18 protein-coding genes are annotated in these 17,497 nt (G+C 45.6%); all 18 read left to right on the top strand.

Annotated features, from left to right (window positions below; genetic code table 11):
- Nucleotides 1–136 precede the first annotated feature (136 nt).
- The 18 genes from trmJ (at nucleotide 137) to der (ending at nucleotide 17,451) form a co-directional block, all read left to right on the top strand.
- Nucleotides 137–856, top strand: coding sequence for a tRNA (cytosine(32)/uridine(32)-2'-O)-methyltransferase TrmJ (trmJ, locus tag FKN08_RS16460; RefSeq protein ID WP_170892548.1), 720 nt, complete (start codon nucleotides 137–139; stop codon nucleotides 854–856).
- Nucleotides 857–981: 125 nt separating this feature from the next.
- Nucleotides 982–1,488 (top strand): Fe-S cluster assembly transcriptional regulator IscR, encoded by a 507-nt coding sequence (gene iscR / locus FKN08_RS16455; protein ID WP_005381720.1) that lies wholly within the window; start codon nucleotides 982–984, stop codon nucleotides 1,486–1,488.
- A gap of 28 nt (nucleotides 1,489–1,516) precedes the next feature.
- Nucleotides 1,517–2,731 carry an IscS subfamily cysteine desulfurase gene (locus tag FKN08_RS16450; protein ID WP_170892547.1) on the top strand — a complete coding sequence of 405 codons (1,215 nt, stop codon included), beginning with the start codon at nucleotides 1,517–1,519 and terminating at the stop codon, nucleotides 2,729–2,731.
- Nucleotides 2,732–2,769: 38 nt separating this feature from the next.
- Complete coding sequence (iscU, locus tag FKN08_RS16445) at nucleotides 2,770–3,153, top strand: Fe-S cluster assembly scaffold IscU (protein ID WP_005381718.1); 384 nt, start codon at nucleotides 2,770–2,772, stop codon at nucleotides 3,151–3,153.
- Nucleotides 3,154–3,223: 70 nt separating this feature from the next.
- Complete coding sequence (gene iscA, locus FKN08_RS16440) at nucleotides 3,224–3,547, top strand: iron-sulfur cluster assembly protein IscA (protein WP_005391554.1); 324 nt, start codon at nucleotides 3,224–3,226, stop codon at nucleotides 3,545–3,547.
- A gap of 55 nt (nucleotides 3,548–3,602) precedes the next feature.
- The gene (gene hscB, locus FKN08_RS16435) at nucleotides 3,603–4,118 is read left to right on the top strand and encodes a co-chaperone HscB (RefSeq protein WP_170892546.1); all 516 of its coding nucleotides are present in this window, start codon (nucleotides 3,603–3,605) and stop codon (nucleotides 4,116–4,118) included.
- Between the two features lie 21 nt (nucleotides 4,119–4,139).
- Complete coding sequence (gene hscA / locus FKN08_RS16430; RefSeq protein ID WP_046874339.1) at nucleotides 4,140–5,993, top strand: Fe-S protein assembly chaperone HscA; 1,854 nt, start codon at nucleotides 4,140–4,142, stop codon at nucleotides 5,991–5,993.
- A 13-nt stretch (nucleotides 5,994–6,006) separates the two neighbouring features.
- A complete protein-coding gene (gene fdx, locus FKN08_RS16425; RefSeq protein ID WP_005391548.1) occupies nucleotides 6,007–6,345 on the top strand; it encodes an ISC system 2Fe-2S type ferredoxin in 339 nt (112 codons plus the stop codon).
- A 44-nt stretch (nucleotides 6,346–6,389) separates the two neighbouring features.
- Nucleotides 6,390–6,584 carry a Fe-S cluster assembly protein IscX gene (gene iscX, locus FKN08_RS16420; RefSeq protein ID WP_005391546.1) on the top strand — a complete coding sequence of 65 codons (195 nt, stop codon included), beginning with the start codon at nucleotides 6,390–6,392 and terminating at the stop codon, nucleotides 6,582–6,584.
- Between the two features lie 161 nt (nucleotides 6,585–6,745).
- Entirely contained in the window at nucleotides 6,746–8,044 is a 1,299-nt protein-coding gene (pepB, locus tag FKN08_RS16415) for an aminopeptidase PepB (protein ID WP_005391544.1), read from the top strand.
- A gap of 92 nt (nucleotides 8,045–8,136) precedes the next feature.
- Nucleotides 8,137–8,562, top strand: a complete 426-nt coding sequence (gene ndk, locus FKN08_RS16410; RefSeq protein WP_005391542.1) for a nucleoside-diphosphate kinase — start codon at nucleotides 8,137–8,139, stop codon at nucleotides 8,560–8,562.
- Nucleotides 8,563–8,939: 377 nt separating this feature from the next.
- Nucleotides 8,940–10,067, top strand: coding sequence for a bifunctional tRNA (adenosine(37)-C2)-methyltransferase TrmG/ribosomal RNA large subunit methyltransferase RlmN (locus tag FKN08_RS16405; protein ID WP_005391540.1), 1,128 nt, complete (start codon nucleotides 8,940–8,942; stop codon nucleotides 10,065–10,067).
- Nucleotides 10,068–10,502: 435 nt separating this feature from the next.
- Nucleotides 10,503–11,453 carry a cytoskeleton protein RodZ gene (gene rodZ, locus FKN08_RS16400; protein WP_074190947.1) on the top strand — a complete coding sequence of 317 codons (951 nt, stop codon included), beginning with the start codon at nucleotides 10,503–10,505 and terminating at the stop codon, nucleotides 11,451–11,453.
- Between the two features lie 6 nt (nucleotides 11,454–11,459).
- Nucleotides 11,460–12,578 carry a flavodoxin-dependent (E)-4-hydroxy-3-methylbut-2-enyl-diphosphate synthase gene (gene ispG, locus FKN08_RS16395; protein WP_005391537.1) on the top strand — a complete coding sequence of 373 codons (1,119 nt, stop codon included), beginning with the start codon at nucleotides 11,460–11,462 and terminating at the stop codon, nucleotides 12,576–12,578.
- A 26-nt stretch (nucleotides 12,579–12,604) separates the two neighbouring features.
- Nucleotides 12,605–13,873: a histidine--tRNA ligase gene (hisS, locus tag FKN08_RS16390; protein WP_046874336.1), complete on the top strand. Its 1,269-nt coding sequence runs from the start codon at nucleotides 12,605–12,607 to the stop codon at nucleotides 13,871–13,873.
- A 126-nt stretch (nucleotides 13,874–13,999) separates the two neighbouring features.
- The gene (locus FKN08_RS16385) at nucleotides 14,000–14,614 is read left to right on the top strand and encodes a YfgM family protein (protein ID WP_005391529.1); all 615 of its coding nucleotides are present in this window, start codon (nucleotides 14,000–14,002) and stop codon (nucleotides 14,612–14,614) included.
- A gap of 12 nt (nucleotides 14,615–14,626) precedes the next feature.
- Nucleotides 14,627–15,787, top strand: coding sequence for an outer membrane protein assembly factor BamB (gene bamB, locus FKN08_RS16380; protein WP_170892545.1), 1,161 nt, complete (start codon nucleotides 14,627–14,629; stop codon nucleotides 15,785–15,787).
- Between the two features lie 167 nt (nucleotides 15,788–15,954).
- Complete coding sequence (gene der / locus FKN08_RS16375; protein ID WP_170892544.1) at nucleotides 15,955–17,451, top strand: ribosome biogenesis GTPase Der; 1,497 nt, start codon at nucleotides 15,955–15,957, stop codon at nucleotides 17,449–17,451.
- Nucleotides 17,452–17,497 lie beyond the last annotated feature (46 nt).

Below are 17,497 nucleotides of genomic sequence, written 5' to 3'. Positions count from 1 at the left end.
TCAGTGGTTTTATTGTATTTAGCTTGAGGCGAACGAGAACAATGACCAAGAATGAGAAGAGAGGCCTGCTTCGCCCTAGGGTGTGTTAAAAAACTATGGTAACATTCTGCGGTTTTAATTTAGGTAGCAAACACAGATGTTGGATCAAGTAAAAATTGTACTCGTAGGTACCTCTCATTCAGGCAATATTGGCTCAGCAGCTCGAGCTATGAAAGTGATGGGTTTAAGCCAACTAGTATTAGTCGATCCACAATGTGAAGTGGACGAACAAACTCTTGCTTTGGCTGCGGGTGCTGGTGATATTGCTCAAAATGCAAATATTGTCGGCACATTAGAAGAAGCGGTTGAAGATTGCAGTCTCGTGGTGGGCTCCAGTGCTCGCTCTCGTACATTAGAATGGCCAATGCTTGAGCCACGTGAATGTGGTGAGAAATTTGCGGTTGAGGGTAGAAAACACCCTGTCGCGCTCGTGTTTGGTCGTGAAAGAACTGGTCTAACAAATGAAGAGCTGCAAAGGTGTCACTACCATGTTTGCATTCCTGCTAACCCTGAATATAGCTCGCTTAACCTAGCGATGGCCGTACAAACTCTGAGTTACGAAGTACGAGTTGCGCATTTGAACTTAGAGCAAAGCCAGTTTGCCCCAAATGAGCCGGAAGAGTACCCACGTCATAGAGAGCTCGAAATGTTCTTCGAGCATCTTGAAAAGGTGATGGTTGAGACCCAGTTTATCAATAAAGAGCAACCAGGACAGGTGATGAATAAATTGCGTCGCTTGTTCTCTCGTGCTCGGCCAGAAACCCAGGAGCTCAACATTCTACGCGGCATTTTAACCTCGATAGAAAAGAAGTTCTGAATAAAGAATAACCACTTTAGGTGTAAGGATGAATACCTGAGTAAAATGGTCAAATAAATACTTGACCAAATTACTCAGGTATGGAAAAATCTTAACCATTACAAACCATGTGGATACGGTGTGGTATGAAACTTACATCTAAAGGAAGATATGCGGTGACAGCCATGCTGGATGTGGCACTGCATTCGCAACAAAACCCTGTACCTCTTGCTGACATCTCAGAGCGTCAGGGGATCTCGCTCTCTTACTTAGAGCAGCTATTTTCAAAATTGCGTAAAGCAGGTCTCGTTGCCAGCGTTCGTGGTCCTGGTGGTGGTTACCGACTTGGTGCCGACGCACACAGTATCGCTATTGGTACCGTGATTGCAGCCGTTGATGAGTCAGTCGATGCAACCAAATGCCAGGGCAAAGGAGATTGCCAAGGCGGAACACGTTGCCTTACTCACACGCTATGGCGCGACTTAAGCTCTCGCATTAGTGACTTCTTGAATAACATCACTCTTGGTGAGTTGATGACAGACAATGAAGTCCTCGAAATTTCTGATCGTCAGGACATTGATCTGGCGGTAACCCATGGGCTATCAAACAAAAATACAACCGCCGCGCCCATCGGTGTAAACGTCCGCTCTTAGCGGTCAGCTTTTTACATTGGAGTAGAGAATGAAACTGCCGATTTATCTTGATTATTCCGCTACATGTCCAGTTGATCCACGTGTTGCTGAAAAAATGGTTCAGTACATGACAATGGATGGCACATTTGGCAACCCAGCGTCGCGTTCGCACCGTTACGGCTGGCAGGCAGAAGAAGCGGTCGATACTGCTCGTGAGCAAATTGCTGACCTTCTAAATGCAGATCCTCGCGAAATCGTATTTACATCTGGTGCGACAGAATCAGACAACCTTGCGATTAAAGGTGCAGCGCACTTTTACTCGAAGAAAGGCAAGCACGTAATCACTTGTAAAACAGAGCACAAAGCCGTTCTTGACCCATGTCGTCAACTTGAGCGTGAAGGCTTTGAAGTGACTTACCTTGAGCCAGAATCAAATGGCTTGATCGATCTAGAGAAGCTTAAAGCGGCAATGCGTGATGACACAGTGCTTGTGTCTATTATGCACGTAAACAACGAGATTGGTGTGGTTCAAGACATTACAGCGATCGGCGAATTGTGTCGTGAGCGTAAAATTGTTTTCCACGTGGATGCAGCGCAATCTGCAGGTAAATTACCAATCGACGTTCAAGAGATGAAAGTTGACCTAATTTCACTTTCTGCTCACAAAGTTTATGGCCCTAAAGGCATCGGTGCACTTTACGTTCGTCGTAAGCCTCGCATTCGTCTTGAAGCGCAAATGCACGGTGGCGGCCATGAGCGTGGTTTCCGTTCTGGTACGTTAGCAACTCACCAAATCGTAGGTATGGGTGAAGCTTTCCGCATTGCAAAAGAAGACATGCAAAAAGATTACGATCACGCTTTAGCGCTTCGTAACCGTCTTTTTGATGGCGTGAAAGACTTAGAAGCAGTGACGGTAAACGGTGACCTTGAGCAACGTGTACCACACAACCTAAACATCAGCTTCGCATTCGTAGAAGGTGAATCACTACTAATGTCGCTTAAAGATCTAGCGGTATCTTCTGGTAGTGCTTGTACGTCTGCAAGCCTTGAGCCTTCTTACGTTCTTCGTGCCCTAGGCATGGATGATGAATTGGCTCACAGCTCGGTTCGTTTCTCGTTTGGTCGTTTCACGACTGAAGAAGAAATTGATTACGCAATTGAACAAATCCGCGTTGCAGTGACTAAGCTACGCGACATGTCTCCTCTATGGGATATGTACAAAGAAGGGATTGATTTGAGCACTGTTGAATGGGCTCACCATTAATCTCAGGGATTGAAATAGAGGATTCGAGGTAATTTATCATGGCATACAGCGAAAAAGTAATTGATCACTACGAGAACCCACGTAACGTTGGTTCATTCGATAAAGAAGACCCATCAGTAGGTAGCGGCATGGTTGGCGCTCCAGCTTGTGGTGACGTAATGAAGCTTCAAATCAAAGTGACACCGGAAGGTATCATCGAAGATGCGAAGTTCAAAACATACGGTTGTGGTAGTGCAATCGCATCAAGCTCACTAGTAACTGAGTGGGTAAAAGGCAAGTCAGTTGATGAAGCAGCAGCAATTAAAAACTCTGAAATTGCTGAAGAGCTAGAGCTTCCACCAGTGAAAGTTCACTGTTCAATTCTTGCTGAAGATGCAATCAAAGCAGCGGTTGCAGACTACAAGAAAAAACACCAAGAATAATTATTCCGTAATATAATGGGAGCTTTGACGCTCCCATTCCAATCGAAATTTAGACAGACTAAGGTGCAGTATGGCCATCACAATGACAGAATCAGCGGCAAGTCGCGTAAGAGCATTCCTAGATAACCGAGGCAAAGGTATCGGTTTACGTCTTGGAGTGAAGACGACTGGTTGTTCAGGCATGGCATATGTACTTGAGTTTGTTGATGAGCTTAACGAAGAAGATGAAGTTTTTGAACTCTCTGGAGTGAAAATCATCATCGACAAAAAAAGCTTAGTGTACCTAGACGGTACCGAATTGGATTACGTGAAAGAAGGGTTGAATGAAGGCTTTGAATTCAACAACCCTAACGCGAAAAGTGAATGTGGTTGTGGTGAAAGCTTCAACGTCTAATTGATTGTCCTTCTGGGCAAGCGAGTCCGGAAGGCTTTACTAGGACCCGAACTTAATGAATCACTTTGAATTATTTGGGCTACCAAGTCAGTTTAAGCTGGATGGTAGCCTTCTTTCTTCTCAGTTCCGAGAACTACAAAAACGCTTCCACCCGGATAACTTTGCAACGGGATCTGAACGTGACCGTTTGATGGCGGTGCAAAAGGCGGCGCAAATCAACGATGCCTATCAAGTTCTGAAAAATCCTATCTCCCGTGCCGAGTACATACTCGCAGAGCAGGGAGTTGAGATCCGAGGTGAACAGCAGACAATGCAAGATCCAATGTTCTTAATGGAGCAAATGGAGCTGCGCGAAGAACTGGAAGAAATTGCTGACAGCACCGAACCTGAGTCGGCGCTTTTTGACTTCGATTCTAAGGTCAGCAAAATGTACAAGCAGCATCTGGCAAGCGTCGAGCAAGAGCTTGATGATGGTCTTTGGGCTGAAGCCGCAGACCGAGTTCGTAAGCTAAAATTCATTGCCAAACTAAAGAACGAAATTGAACTAGTCGAAGACAAACTCCTCGGCTAGTTAGCGTGACAAGGACCTATCATGGCACTACTTCAAATCGCAGAACCGGGCCAAAGCTCGGCACCTCATGAGCATAAGTTAGCAGCGGGTATCGACTTAGGTACTACCAACTCTTTGGTTGCTTCTGTACGTAGCGGCGATGCAACTCCACTTGCGGACGAGCAGGGCCGTACTATTTTACCTTCAGTCGTTAATTACACTGAGGAAACGTTAACGGTTGGCCACGAAGCCAAAGCCAAAGCAGAGCTTGAACCAGAGAACACTATTATCTCTGTAAAACGTTTGATTGGCCGTTCATTAAAGGACATTCAGTCCCGTTACTCTTCACTTCCTTATCGTTTTAGAGAGAGTGAAAATGGTCTTCCGATCCTGCAAACGCCTCAAGGTGACAAAAACCCGATTGAAGTATCTGCGGACATTCTAAAAGCGCTAGGTAAGCGAGCAGAAGAAACGTTAGGCGGTGAGTTAGCGGGTGTTGTGATCACTGTTCCTGCTTACTTTGATGATGCTCAGCGTGCAGGTACTAAAGATGCTGCAAAATTAGCTGGCCTTCATGTGCTCCGTCTTCTGAACGAACCAACTGCTGCGGCAATTGCTTATGGCCTAGACTCAGGCCAAGAAGGGGTGATTGCGGTTTATGACCTAGGTGGCGGTACATTTGATATCTCTATCCTACGTTTGTCGAAAGGCGTATTTGAAGTATTAGCAACAGGTGGTGACTCTGCGTTAGGCGGTGATGACTTTGACCATCTGTTAGCGGATTACCTAATGGAGCAAGCGGGTCTCGAAGCCCCACTTTCTGCTGAAAAAAACCGTACGCTACTGAACATTGCTACTGCGACTAAGATTGCTTTCTCTGAGCAAGACAGCGTTGACGTTGACGTGTTTGGTTGGAAGGGCACCGTTACTCGTGAGCAGTTCGAAGATCTGATTCGCCCATTAGTGAAGAAAACACTAATGTCTTGTCGTCGTGCATTAAAAGATGCTGATGTTAACGCAGACGAAGTACTCGAAGTTGTCATGGTTGGTGGTTCAACACGCACATTGCTGGTTCGTGAAATGGTAGGCGAGTTTTTTGGCCGCACACCGCTAACAAGCATTAATCCTGATGAAGTTGTCGCAATCGGCGCGGGTATCCAAGCCGACATTCTAGCGGGTAACAAGCCTGATTCAGAAATGTTACTTCTTGACGTGATCCCACTGTCGCTTGGTATTGAAACCATGGGTGGTCTGGTTGAGAAGATCATCCCTCGCAATACCACGATTCCTGTTGCGCGTGCGCAAGAATTTACCACATTCAAAGATGGCCAAACGGCCATGAGTGTTCATGTGGTACAAGGTGAGCGTGAAATGGTTGATGATTGTCGTTCACTGGCTCGTTTCTCATTGAAAGGCATTCCACCGATGGCGGCGGGTGCGGCACATATTCGTGTGACTTACCAAGTTGACGCTGACGGCCTTCTTTCTGTTACGGCAATGGAAAAGAGCACCGGTGTTCAGTCAGAGATTCAAGTAAAACCTTCTTACGGGTTAAGCGATAATGAAGTGGCGGATATGCTGCGTGATTCAATGACTCACGCTAAAGAAGACATGCAAGCTCGTGCGCTAGCTGAACAGCGTGTTGAGGCCGACCGTGTGATAGAAGGCTTGATTGCAGCCATGCAAGCTGATGGTGACGAACTACTATCAGAACAAGAGAAACAAGACCTGATAAAAGCCATCGAAGCCTTGATTGAGCTGCGTAATGGTGATGATGCAGATGCGATTGAGCAAGGCATTAAAGATACCGATAAAGCGAGCCAAGATTTCGCATCGCGCCGTATGGATAAATCGATTCGAGCTGCGCTGTCAGGTCAATCAGTAGACGATATATAAGAGATAAGTAGTTATGCCTAAGATTATTGTATTACCACACGACGATTTGTGCCCAGAAGGCGCAGTGTTGGAAGCAAACACTGGTGAAACCGTTCTGGACGTAGCGCTAAAAAATGGTATCGGTATTGAACATGCGTGTGAAAAATCATGTGCTTGTACCACCTGCCACGTGATCATCCGTGAAGGTTTTGATTCGCTAGAAGAAAGTGAAGAGCTGGAAGACGACATGCTGGATAAAGCGTGGGGTCTAGAGCCTGAATCACGTCTAGGGTGTCAGGCGAAAATTGCTGATGAAGACTTAGTGGTAGAAATTCCTAAGTACACGCTAAACCACGCTTCAGAAGATCACTAAAACTATCTTCCCAATATAGGGAAGAAGCAAAAGGAAGATGAGCAATGAAATGGACAGATTCTCGCGATATCGCGATTGAACTTTGTGACAAGTTTCCAGATGTTGATCCGCAAACGGTGCGTTTTACCGATCTTCATCAATGGATCATGGAGTTAGATGAGTTTGAAGATGACCCAAACCATTGTAACGAAAAGATTCTGGAAGCCGTTATCATGTGCTGGATGGATGAAGCAGACTAAGTCTGTAAAACACAGCCTAGTTAACAATTCTTACTAAAAAAAGCGGACCTTTAGGTCCGTTTTTTTATCCAATTGACATTTTTGCCCTACATAATGCTAACATCCGTGAGTTATTAAAAAGAAGCAGCGTAGGCAACGCTGCTATAAGACAAGGAGAAACCATGTCTACACAGATGTCTGTATTTTTAAGTCAAGAGTCGGCAGCACCACATTGGGGTGAAAAAGCACTGCTTTCATTCGCTGAAAACGGCGCAACCATTCATTTAGGTGAAGGTCACGATCTTGGTGCAATTCAACGTGCAGCTCGTCAGCTAGATGGCCAAGGAATTCGTTCTATTTTTCTTTCCGGTGATAACTGGGATTTAGAGAGCGTTTGGGCTTTCCACCAAGGTTACCGTAACCCCAAAAAACATGGCTCAGTTGAGTGGTCTGCATTGTCTGAAGAAGATCAAGCAGAGCTTCAAGCGCGTATTACCGCGACTGATTTTACCCGCGATATCATCAATAAAACCGCAGAAGAAGTTGCCCCTCGTCAGCTAGCGACAATGGCCGCTGAATTCATCAAATCTGTTGCGCCTAAAGGCACAGTGACAGCTCGTATCGTCAAAGACAAAGACTTGTTGGCAGAAGGTTGGGAAGGTATTTACGCCGTAGGCCGTGGTTCGGAGCGTACTTCTGCGATGCTCCAGCTAGACTACAACCCGACAGGTGACGAGAACGCACCAATATTCGCGTGTCTTGTCGGTAAAGGTATCACCTTTGATTCGGGTGGTTACAGCTTGAAGCCTTCTAACTTCATGAGCGCAATGAAAGCAGACATGGGTGGCTCAGGCACCATCACCGGTGGTCTTGCACTGGCGATTCTTCGTGGTTTGAACAAGCGTGTAAAACTGATCCTTTGTTGTGCAGAGAACATGGTTTCTGGTCGCGCACTCAAGCTTGGCGACATCATCACCTACAAAAACGGTAAAACCGTTGAAATCATGAACACCGATGCAGAAGGTCGTTTAGTGCTTGCTGATGGTCTTATCTACGCCAGTGAGCAAAAGCCTGAGTTAATCATTGATTGTGCAACACTAACAGGTGCGGCGAAGAATGCGTTGGGTAATGATTATCACGCATTAATGAGTTTCGATGACGAGTTATCGCATCAAGCGCTCACTGCGGCAAACCAAGAAAAAGAAGGTTTATGGCCGCTACCACTTGCTGACTTCCACCGTGGAATGCTGCCATCAAACTTTGCTGACTTATCGAATATCAGTTCTGGTGACTACTCTCCGGGTGCAAGCACAGCAGCAGCATTCTTGTCTTACTTCGTAGAAGACTACAAAAAAGGCTGGTTGCACTTCGACTGTGCGGGTACATACCGTAAAGCCGCGTCTGATAAATGGGCTGCGGGAGCTACGGGTATGGGCGTTCGTACACTTGCTCGTTTCCTCAATGAGCAAGCTGGTAAATAAGATTGATTGCGGCACTCCTTGTTTGTGCTGCTCTTACCCAGTAAGTCACTTTAAAAACACAACTATTATTACAAGTACAGAAAGGAAATTTTATGGCTCTAGAAAGAACATTTTCAATCATTAAGCCGGATGCGGTAGAGCGAAACCTAATTGGTGAAATCTATAACCGTATTGAAAAGGCTGGCCTACGTATTGTCGCTGCTAAAATGGTTCACCTGACTGAAGATCAGGCAAGCGGTTTTTATGCAGAGCATGAAGGCAAAGAGTTTTTCCCTCCATTAAAAGAGTTCATGACATCTGGTCCTATTATGGTTCAGGTACTGGAAGGTGAAAATGCGATTGCACGTTACCGTGAACTGATGGGTAAAACTAACCCAGAGGAAGCGGCATGCGGCACTTTGCGTGCTGATTACGCACTTAGCATGCGTCACAATTCAGTTCATGGTTCCGATAGCCCTGAATCTGCAGCGCGTGAAATTGAGTTTTTCTTCCCTGAGTCAGAGGTTTTCTCTCGCTAATTAGGGGTGATACTTCACTTGTTAGTGATGGTCTGATACAGAAAAGCCTCGGAACTTTCCGAGGCTTTTTCATTTCATATACCTAAGTTGAGTGGCAATGTTGACTGCATAAGTGATCTCTTATACGCGAACTAGTCTGACTATATAATGGGCTTTAAAGCCCAGTAACGTGAGTTATTTTTAGTCTTTTCCCTTTACGATTTCTACGCTTTTACTTTTGATAGTGTAATAGCCACTTATAGCGCAAGAGGCGCTTAAAATTTAATCATTTTGATTTTAATGCCTTAGCAAACTCAGGGTTTTACACCCCTTGTTGTAGCTGCATAAAGGCTGTACAATTCGCGCCCTTATTCTTGTTTCAGTCATTGAGAGGCAACATGACCACTGAAAAAATCAATCTACTCGACTTTGATCGCAAAGGCATGCGTCAGTTTTTCGCAGAAGAACTCGGCGAGAAAGCGTTTCGTGCCGATCAGGTTATGAAGTGGATCTACCATTTCGGTGTAGATGACTTCGAAAAAATGACAAACATTAACAAGAAGCTGCGCGAAAAGCTTTTACACAAGTGCGAAATCAAGGCACCAACAGTCGCAGAAGCTCAGCACTCTTCTGATGGTACGATCAAGTGGGCGATGAACGTTGGTGATCAGGATGTAGAGACGGTTTACATTCCAGAAGATGATCGTGCAACGCTTTGTGTGTCTTCTCAAGTAGGTTGTGCGTTGGAATGTAAGTTCTGCTCAACAGCACAGCAGGGCTTTAACCGTAACTTGAAAGTTTCAGAGATCATCGGTCAGGTGTGGCGCGCTGCACGTGAAATTGGTCTTGAGAAAGAAACAGGTCGCCGCCCAATTACTAACGTCGTGATGATGGGGATGGGTGAACCGCTTCTAAACATGAAGAACTTGATCCCGGCATTAGAACTAATGCTGGACGATCTTGGCTTTGGTTTGTCAAAACGTCGTGTGACTGTATCTACATCAGGTGTGGTTTCTGGTCTTGATCAGATGACAGGCAAAATCGATGTCGCGTTGGCAATTTCCCTTCATGCGCCAAACGATAAGTTGCGTAGTGAAATCATGCCAATTAACGATCGTTGGGATATTCAAGATTTCCTAGCATCAGTTCGTCGTTACATCGCTTCATCGAATGCAAACCGCGGTAAGGTAACGGTTGAGTACGTACTCCTTGATCATGTGAATGATGACATGGACCATGCTCGTGAACTGGCTGAGCTGATGAAAGACACACCATGTAAGATTAACTTGATTCCGTTTAACCCGTATCCAGGTTCACCTTACAAGAAACCAAGTAACTCACGTATTGATCGCTTCCAAAAAACATTGATGCAATATGAGCATACAGTAACGGTTCGTAAGACTCGTGGCGATGACATTGATGCAGCGTGTGGTCAGTTAGTTGGTGATGTGATTGACCGAACTAAACGTACTGCAATGTTAAAAGCGTCGCGCGGTGCTGATACCATTGAAGTAAAAGCGGTATAAACGACCGGAATTCAAAAATAGCCAGAGCCATTTGCTCTGGCTATTTTGTTTATCGATAAGGGCATTTCTGCCAAGATTTATGACGACAACTCTCCAACTCGAGGTTATTTGGGTATAATTTCGAATTCCTTTGTCAAAGTTTGGACAAAAGCTTGAGCTATCTGTTAGTTTGAGTGTAAAGAGTTTTTGTCTTCGTTACACATTCGCTTATCATGATATGTGACATTAACGATGACACCGATAATTCTCAGCATTTTCTCACATACGCTTTGCTGATTTTTGCAAAACGGGTATTCACACTCAAATCGCTGAGAGTTTCTTAAAATTATTATTTTGGTTAACGCGTTTAGGCTAGCTATCTTTTAAAGAGGCTTAAGAACAATAACGAAAATACATAACCACGTTAGCCACTAAAACAGATTAAATACCACCATTATGACAGAACACGAAAATACGAATGAAGTGCCACTTTCTATTGAAGCTGGCACATTACTGAAAAACAAACGCGAATCTCTTGGGATGAGTCAAAAGCAAGTTGCTGATCGCCTGAGGCTTCGCGTTTCTGTTATTGAAGATATTGAAAATAACCGATTTGAGTCTCAACAAGTTGCGACATTTACGCGTGGTTACTTGCGTTCTTACGCGAAGTTCGTGGGCCTTGATGAGAAGATGGTTTTGACTGCGTTAGAGCAGACAGCAGATGTACAGCCGCAAGAGCAAGAAATTGAAATGCAGAGCTTCTCTCGCAAAACAAAAGATGAGAAGCACAATAGCCGTATCATGCTCCTGACTTGGGTTATCGGGTTGGTCATTATTGGTATTTCTGCAGCTTGGTGGTGGCAAAACCAGCAAGAGAATAGCCTAACGAAGGAAGTTACGGATTCAAGTGTTGAAGCGCCGAAGCCCACAGCGCAAGAGTTAGCGGATATCGATTTAATGACGGCTGAGGAGTTAATCGCAAGTACTCCTGAAGACGTTGTTTCAACAAGTAATGATGTTGTTGAAACGAGTGAAGTACCAGTCGAGCAGGGTAGCGATCCTCTGCTTGCTGAAACTGAAAATACAACAAGCGTAGATTCTGAAGAACCTGTTGCCGTGATTGAAACTGCGGAAGAGGAACAGCCTGCGCCAGTCGTACCTGAAGGCATGACACTTCTTACTATGAAGTTTAAAGCGGACTGTTGGATTCAAGTGAAAGACACCAATGGTAAAACGCTGGTAAGTGGTACTCATAAACCAGGACAAGATGTAGAACTTACCGGAAAAGCGCCGTTTAAAGTGATATTAGGCGCACCGGAAGGGGTTACAATGACATTTGCAAGTGAACCTGTCGACCTTTCTGGGTATACTTCAGGCAAAGTAGCTAGATTCACTCTACCGTTATAAAAAATTATGCAACACGAATCTCCAATTATTCGTCGTAAATCGACGCGTATTTATGTGGGTGATGTGCCAATTGGTGATGGTGCGCCAATTGCCGTACAGTCAATGACTAACACTCGCACGACTGACGTAGAAGCGACAGTCGCTCAAATCCGAGCACTAGAAAAAGTCGGTGCAGATATCGTTCGAGTTTCTGTACCTACCATGGACGCTGCAGAAGCTTTCAAACTGATTAAACAGCAAGTTTCTGTACCATTAGTGGCTGATATTCATTTCGACTATCGTATCGCGCTGAAAGTGGCGGAGTACGGTGTTGACTGTTTACGCATCAACCCAGGTAACATTGGCAATGAAGAGCGCATTCGCGCTGTTGTTGACTGTGCTCGCGATAAAAACATCCCAATCCGTATTGGTGTCAACGGTGGATCTTTGGAAAAAGATTTACAGATGAAATACGGTGAACCAACGCCAGAAGCTTTGGTTGAATCGGCGATGCGTCACGTAGATCATCTCGATCGTCTTAACTTTGACCAATTTAAAGTTAGCGTGAAAGCTTCAGACGTCTTCCTTGCGGTGGATTCATACCGTCTGCTAGCGAAGAAAATCGATCAGCCTCTTCACTTGGGGATTACAGAAGCGGGCGGTGCTCGCGCTGGCGCTGTTAAGTCATCTGTTGGCTTAGGTATGCTGTTGTCTGAAGGGATCGGCGATACGCTGCGTATCTCTTTGGCTGCCGATCCAGTTGAAGAAATCAAAGTCGGTTTCGACATTCTTAAATCTCTGCGCATTCGCTCTCGAGGCATCAACTTTATTGCTTGTCCAAGTTGCTCGCGCCAAGAATTTGATGTAATTGGTACGGTGAACGCACTTGAGCAGCGTTTAGAAGACATCATCACGCCAATGGATGTGTCTATCATCGGTTGTGTGGTAAACGGCCCTGGTGAAGCAGAAGTTTCTCACTTAGGTCTAGCAGGCAGTAACAAGAAGAGCGCATTCTACGAAGATGGCAAACGCCAGAAAGAACGCTTTGATAACGATGACCTTGTGAATCAGCTAGAAGCTAAGATCCGTGCGAAAGCCGCCATGATGAATGGCGAAAACCGCATCGAAGTTAAAGTACAAGATTAATCTCAACGAGAATTACGGTAAGTATTGTGGCAAAAACAATTCAAGCAATTCGAGGCATGAACGATTGCCTCCCAACTCAGTCGCCACTGTGGCAAAAACTAGAAAACACAGTGAAAAATGTAATTAGCGCATACGGTTATAACGAAGTGCGCATGCCAATCGTTGAAGAAACAAACCTATTCAGCCGCGCTGTTGGTGAAGAGACAGACGTCGTTTCAAAAGAAATGTACACCTTTGATGATCGTAACGGAGACAGCCTAACACTTCGCCCTGAAGGTACGGCGGGTTGTGTACGTTCATGTATTCAAAACAGCCTTATCAACCGTGATGAACAGCGTCTGTGGTACATGGGGCCTATGTTCCGTCATGAGCGTCCGCAGAAAGGTCGTTACCGTCAATTCCACCAGTGTGGTGTCGAAGTGTTTGGCCTTAACGGTCCTGACGTTGATGCAGAACTTATCATGATGACGGCACGCTTATGGCGTGAACTGGGTATCAATGAACATGTTCGTCTTGAGCTTAACTCTATCGGTTCTCAAGAAGATCGCGCAGACTACCGCACAGCACTCGTTGCATTCCTTGAGCAACATATTGATGTGCTAGACGAAGATTGTAAGCGTCGCATGCACACGAACCCACTGCGTGTTCTGGATACGAAGAACCCAGACGTTCAAGCTATTTTAGGTGATGCACCTCGCCTTTCAGATTACTTAGGTGAAGAATCTAAAGCACACTTCGCAGGTCTATGTGAACTTTTAGACGCCGCAGGTATCGAATACACAGTTAACGAACGTCTAGTTCGTGGTCTGGATTACTACAACCGCACGGTATTTGAATGGATCACTGAAAGCCTAGGTGCTCAAGGCACCGTTTGTGGCGGTGGTCGCTACGATGGTCTTGTAGAGCAATTAGGTGGTAAACCAACACCAGCCGTTGGCTTTGCAATGGGCCTAGAGCGTCTTGTTCTGATGCTAGAAACACTAGAACTAACAGACGTTCGTCGCAGTGTGGATGTTTACGTAGTAACAGCAGGCGAAGGCACCATGATGGCAGGAATGAAGCTAGCAGAGCAGCTTCGTGAGTCTATCCCTGGCGTTCGTGTGATGAATCACTTCGGTGGTGGTAACTTCAAGAAACAGTTTAAACGCGCAGACAAAGTTGGTGCTGTAGTAGCATTGGTTCTGGGCGAAAACGAAGTTGCGGATAACACCGTAGTACTGAAAGACTTGGCTGGTGGTGAGCAAGAGACTTACAACCAAGCCGAAGTTGCAGAAAAGATCGCAGCACTGATTTAAGTCTTTTAGTAATCTAACAAAATTACATCCTAGTTCGTAAGCTAAGGCTCCCAAATGTGGAGCCTTTAAACGAAATAGGAACAATGGCAGCTAAGCTGCCATTTACATGTTTTAAGAGGACAGGAAGTGGAACTTTACGATACTGAAGAACAACAAGTTGAAGCCATTAAAGACTGGTGGAAGGAAAACGGCAAAGCCGTCATCATCGGTGCGGTTGTTGGCTTAGGTGGTTTATTTGGCTGGCGTTACTACCAGGATTCTGTGATTCAGGCGAGTGAAGCAGCTTCTCAAAGCTACACGACAGCAATGAATGCTTTGCAAGATAAAGGTACTGATGCTCAAGCTGACGTGAAAGCTTTCATTGAGTCAAATGAAGTAAAAGAATATTCAGTATTGGCTGCGCTACAACTTGCTAAAGCACAAGTTGAAGCTCAAGATCTTTCTGCTGCATTAGAGCAATTGAAGTGGGCGCAAAGCAACACTCAAGATGCTGCGCTGTTACCATTGATTAGTTACCGTATTGCGCGCATTGAAACGGAAATGGGTAACTTTGACGCTGCAACGGCAGAGCTAAGTAACGTCACTGATGCAGCATGGACAGGTCGTATTGCTGAACTTCGTGGCGATATTGCGATTCGCCAAGGTGACAAAGATGCCGCATACGCTGCGTATACTGAAGCTCAGCAAGCGGCAGACGCAAGCCCGACACTACAAATGAAATTGGATGATCTGGCGAAATAAGGACCGCATTGGATGAAAAGAGTCTTTAACAAAGCCTTGTTAGGGGCGTTAACAGTGGGAATTCTTGCCGGTTGTGCTGGTGAGAAAGATACCATTGTAATGGCGCCACTACCTCAGGTAGACAGTGAGTTTACAACCAGTAGTGAGTGGAGTACATCGGTTGGCGATGGTGTTGGTCATTACTTTTCAAAGCTATCCCCTGTATTTGCGAATGATACATTGTTCGTGGCAAGTCGCGATGGCTTAGTAAAAGCGCTGGATCCTGAAAACGGTAAACAACGTTGGCAAACGGACCTAGAAGAAGATGTCATTGCTCGTCTCTCTGGTGGTATCACAGCAGCATACGGAAACCTTTACATTGGCTCTGAGAATGGTGAAGTCATCTCTCTTGACCAAGAAACAGGTGAAATTGTTTGGCGTGTAAAAGTTGGTGGTGAGGTACTGGCGAAGCCAGTTGCAGATTCAGGCCTTATTATCATCAATACGAGCCGAGGCATGTTGATTGCCCTCGATGAGAGTACAGGTGAGCAACGCTGGGCATTGAGTACAGAAGTGCCGAACCTAACTTTACGTGGCGACAGTACTCCGACTGCAATTGGCGGCGGTGTATTTTGGGGAACGGCAAATGGCCGACTCGCAGCTGCTATCGTTGAGCGTGGTCAGCTGATTTGGCAACAGCCTGTTGGTACGCCAAAAGGCGCGACAGAAATTGATCGTTTGGTTGATGTTGATTCATCGCCAATTGTGCTAGGCGGTACTCTTTTCACCATTGGATACAATGGTCAACTTATCGCCATTGATTTGCGTTCAGCGAACCCGATTTGGAAGCGTAATTACTCATCTGCAACAGACATTTCTACAGATGGTAGCCGCATCTTTGTGATAACGGAAAAAGATCATGTTGTTGCCGTTGATTCACGAAGTGGGACTGAGTTGTGGGAAAACAGCTTGCTTGAGCACCGACAACTTACAGCGCCAGTTATTGTCGGCAATTATCTCGTTGTCGGTGACACGCTTGGTTACCTTCACTGGATGGATCGTTCAACGGGCGAATTTGTTGCGCAGCAGTTTATCGATGATAGCGGCTTGGCCGTTGGCCCGACGTTATTGTCGGATGGTTATGTGATTACAACTCGCAACGGCGATGTAAAGAAACTAACCATTAACGAATAATATCGTGATATAATTCACATTCGGCTCCTGGCTGGTGACAGCTAGGAGCCGTTTTGTTGTTTGAATTTATTAACCCTGACGTGGTTATAGGTAAAAAGCTGGTTTGATTTGGCATCGAGCAAGTCGTTACCTATAACTACAGAAGAAAGATTATTGTAGAGGTTGTTATGGTACCTGTTGTAGCTCTAGTAGGGCGTCCGAACGTAGGTAAATCTACACTATTTAACCGATTGACTCGCACTCGTGACGCGTTGGTTGCGGACTTTCCAGGCCTAACGCGAGACCGTAAGTATGGCCAGGCGAGACTTGGTGAAGAGCACGAATTCATTGTGATTGATACCGGCGGTATTGATGGCACAGAAGAAGGCGTGGAAACAAAGATGGCAGAACAGTCATTAGCCGCGATTGATGAGGCTGATGTTGTATTGTTCCTTGTTGACGGTCGTGCTGGTCTGACTCCTTCAGATGCAGCAATTGCTGCGCATCTGCGTAAAATTGAAAAGCCAGCGATGCTGGTGGTAAACAAAATAGATGGTATTGATGCCGATGCGGCGTGTGCTGATTTTTGGCAGCTCGGCGTGGATGATATGTATCAGATTGCGGCCGCTCATGGCCGTGGTGTGACCGCTTTGCTTGAGCGTGCTTTATCTCCATTCTTTGATGATCTATTAACAAGTGAATCTGAAGAAGGTGAGATTGAAGACCTGACTGGATTCGAAGACGAAGAGCCTCTTGTTAAAGATTACACTGAAGAAGACGCAGAAGCTGAATTCAAGCGCCTTCAAGAGCAGCCGATTAAGTTGGCGATCATCGGTCGTCCTAACGTAGGTAAATCGACACTGACTAACCGTATTCTGGGTGAAGAACGTGTGGTTGTATACGATATGCCTGGTACGACGCGTGATTCTATTTACATCCCGATGGAGCGTGATGGACGCGAATACGTACTAATTGATACCGCAGGTGTTCGTCGTCGTGGTCGTATCAATGAAACGGTTGAAAAGTTCTCTGTTGTTAAGACGCTGAAAGCGGTAGAAGATGCAAACGTCGTTCTACTGGTGATTGATGCACGTGAAAATATTTCAGACCAAGACCTAAGCTTGCTTGGTTTTGCACTGAATGCTGGCCGCTCAATTGTCATCGCCGTTAACAAGTGGGATGGCCTAGACAGTGACGTGAAAGAAAGCGTGAAGAAAGAACTGGACCGCCGTCTAGGATTCGTCGATTTCGCGCGTATCCACTTTATCTCTGCGCTGCACGGTACTGGCGTTGGTCACTTGTTTGAATCTATCCAAGAAGCATATAACTCGGCGACAACGCGTGTGGGTACGTCAGTACTGACGCGTATCATGAAGATGGCAGTGGATGATCACCAGCCGCCAATGGTTCGTGGTCGTCGTATCAAACTCAAATACGCACACGCAGGTGGTTACAACCCACCGATCGTTGTTATCCACGGTAACATGGTTCGTGAATTGCCAGATTCGTATAAACGTTATCTGATGAACTACTTCCGTAAGTCTCTGGAAATTATGGGAACACCGATTCGCATTAACTTCCACAACAGTGATAACCCATACGAGAATCGTACGAATAAGCTTACGCTATCACAAGAGCGTAAACGTAAGCGTATGATGTCGATGGTGAAAAACCGCAATAAATAATGAAATTCGAATACCCAAGTTTCTACTTGGGTATTTTTTTATCAAA

It is taken from the genome of Vibrio sp. 1-2 (7-a), from assembly GCF_013048515.1.
GTDB lineage: Bacteria > Pseudomonadota > Gammaproteobacteria > Enterobacterales > Vibrionaceae > Vibrio > Vibrio diabolicus.
This window is presented reverse-complemented; position numbering and strand designations above follow the sequence as displayed.

Excerpts from the sequence above, each read along its gene's own strand:
- bamB (WP_170892545.1), top strand. The coding sequence starts at position 14,627 with ATGAAAAGAGTCTTTAACAAAGCCTTGTTAGGGGCGTTAACAGTGGGA.
- iscX (WP_005391546.1), top strand. The coding sequence starts at position 6,390 with ATGAAATGGACAGATTCTCGCGATATCGCGATTGAACTTTGTGACAAG.
- fdx (WP_005391548.1), top strand. The coding sequence starts at position 6,007 with ATGCCTAAGATTATTGTATTACCACACGACGATTTGTGCCCAGAAGGC.
- der (WP_170892544.1), top strand. The coding sequence starts at position 15,955 with ATGGTACCTGTTGTAGCTCTAGTAGGGCGTCCGAACGTAGGTAAATCT.
- iscA (WP_005391554.1), top strand. The coding sequence starts at position 3,224 with ATGGCCATCACAATGACAGAATCAGCGGCAAGTCGCGTAAGAGCATTC.
- trmJ (WP_170892548.1), top strand. The coding sequence starts at position 137 with ATGTTGGATCAAGTAAAAATTGTACTCGTAGGTACCTCTCATTCAGGC.
- hscB (WP_170892546.1), top strand. The coding sequence starts at position 3,603 with ATGAATCACTTTGAATTATTTGGGCTACCAAGTCAGTTTAAGCTGGAT.
- iscU (WP_005381718.1), top strand. The coding sequence starts at position 2,770 with ATGGCATACAGCGAAAAAGTAATTGATCACTACGAGAACCCACGTAAC.
- FKN08_RS16405 (WP_005391540.1), top strand. The coding sequence starts at position 8,940 with ATGACCACTGAAAAAATCAATCTACTCGACTTTGATCGCAAAGGCATG.
- hscA (WP_046874339.1), top strand. The coding sequence starts at position 4,140 with ATGGCACTACTTCAAATCGCAGAACCGGGCCAAAGCTCGGCACCTCAT.
- rodZ (WP_074190947.1), top strand. The coding sequence starts at position 10,503 with ATGACAGAACACGAAAATACGAATGAAGTGCCACTTTCTATTGAAGCT.
- iscR (WP_005381720.1), top strand. The coding sequence starts at position 982 with ATGAAACTTACATCTAAAGGAAGATATGCGGTGACAGCCATGCTGGAT.
- ndk (WP_005391542.1), top strand. The coding sequence starts at position 8,137 with ATGGCTCTAGAAAGAACATTTTCAATCATTAAGCCGGATGCGGTAGAG.
- FKN08_RS16450 (WP_170892547.1), top strand. The coding sequence starts at position 1,517 with ATGAAACTGCCGATTTATCTTGATTATTCCGCTACATGTCCAGTTGAT.
- ispG (WP_005391537.1), top strand. The coding sequence starts at position 11,460 with ATGCAACACGAATCTCCAATTATTCGTCGTAAATCGACGCGTATTTAT.
- pepB (WP_005391544.1), top strand. The coding sequence starts at position 6,746 with ATGTCTACACAGATGTCTGTATTTTTAAGTCAAGAGTCGGCAGCACCA.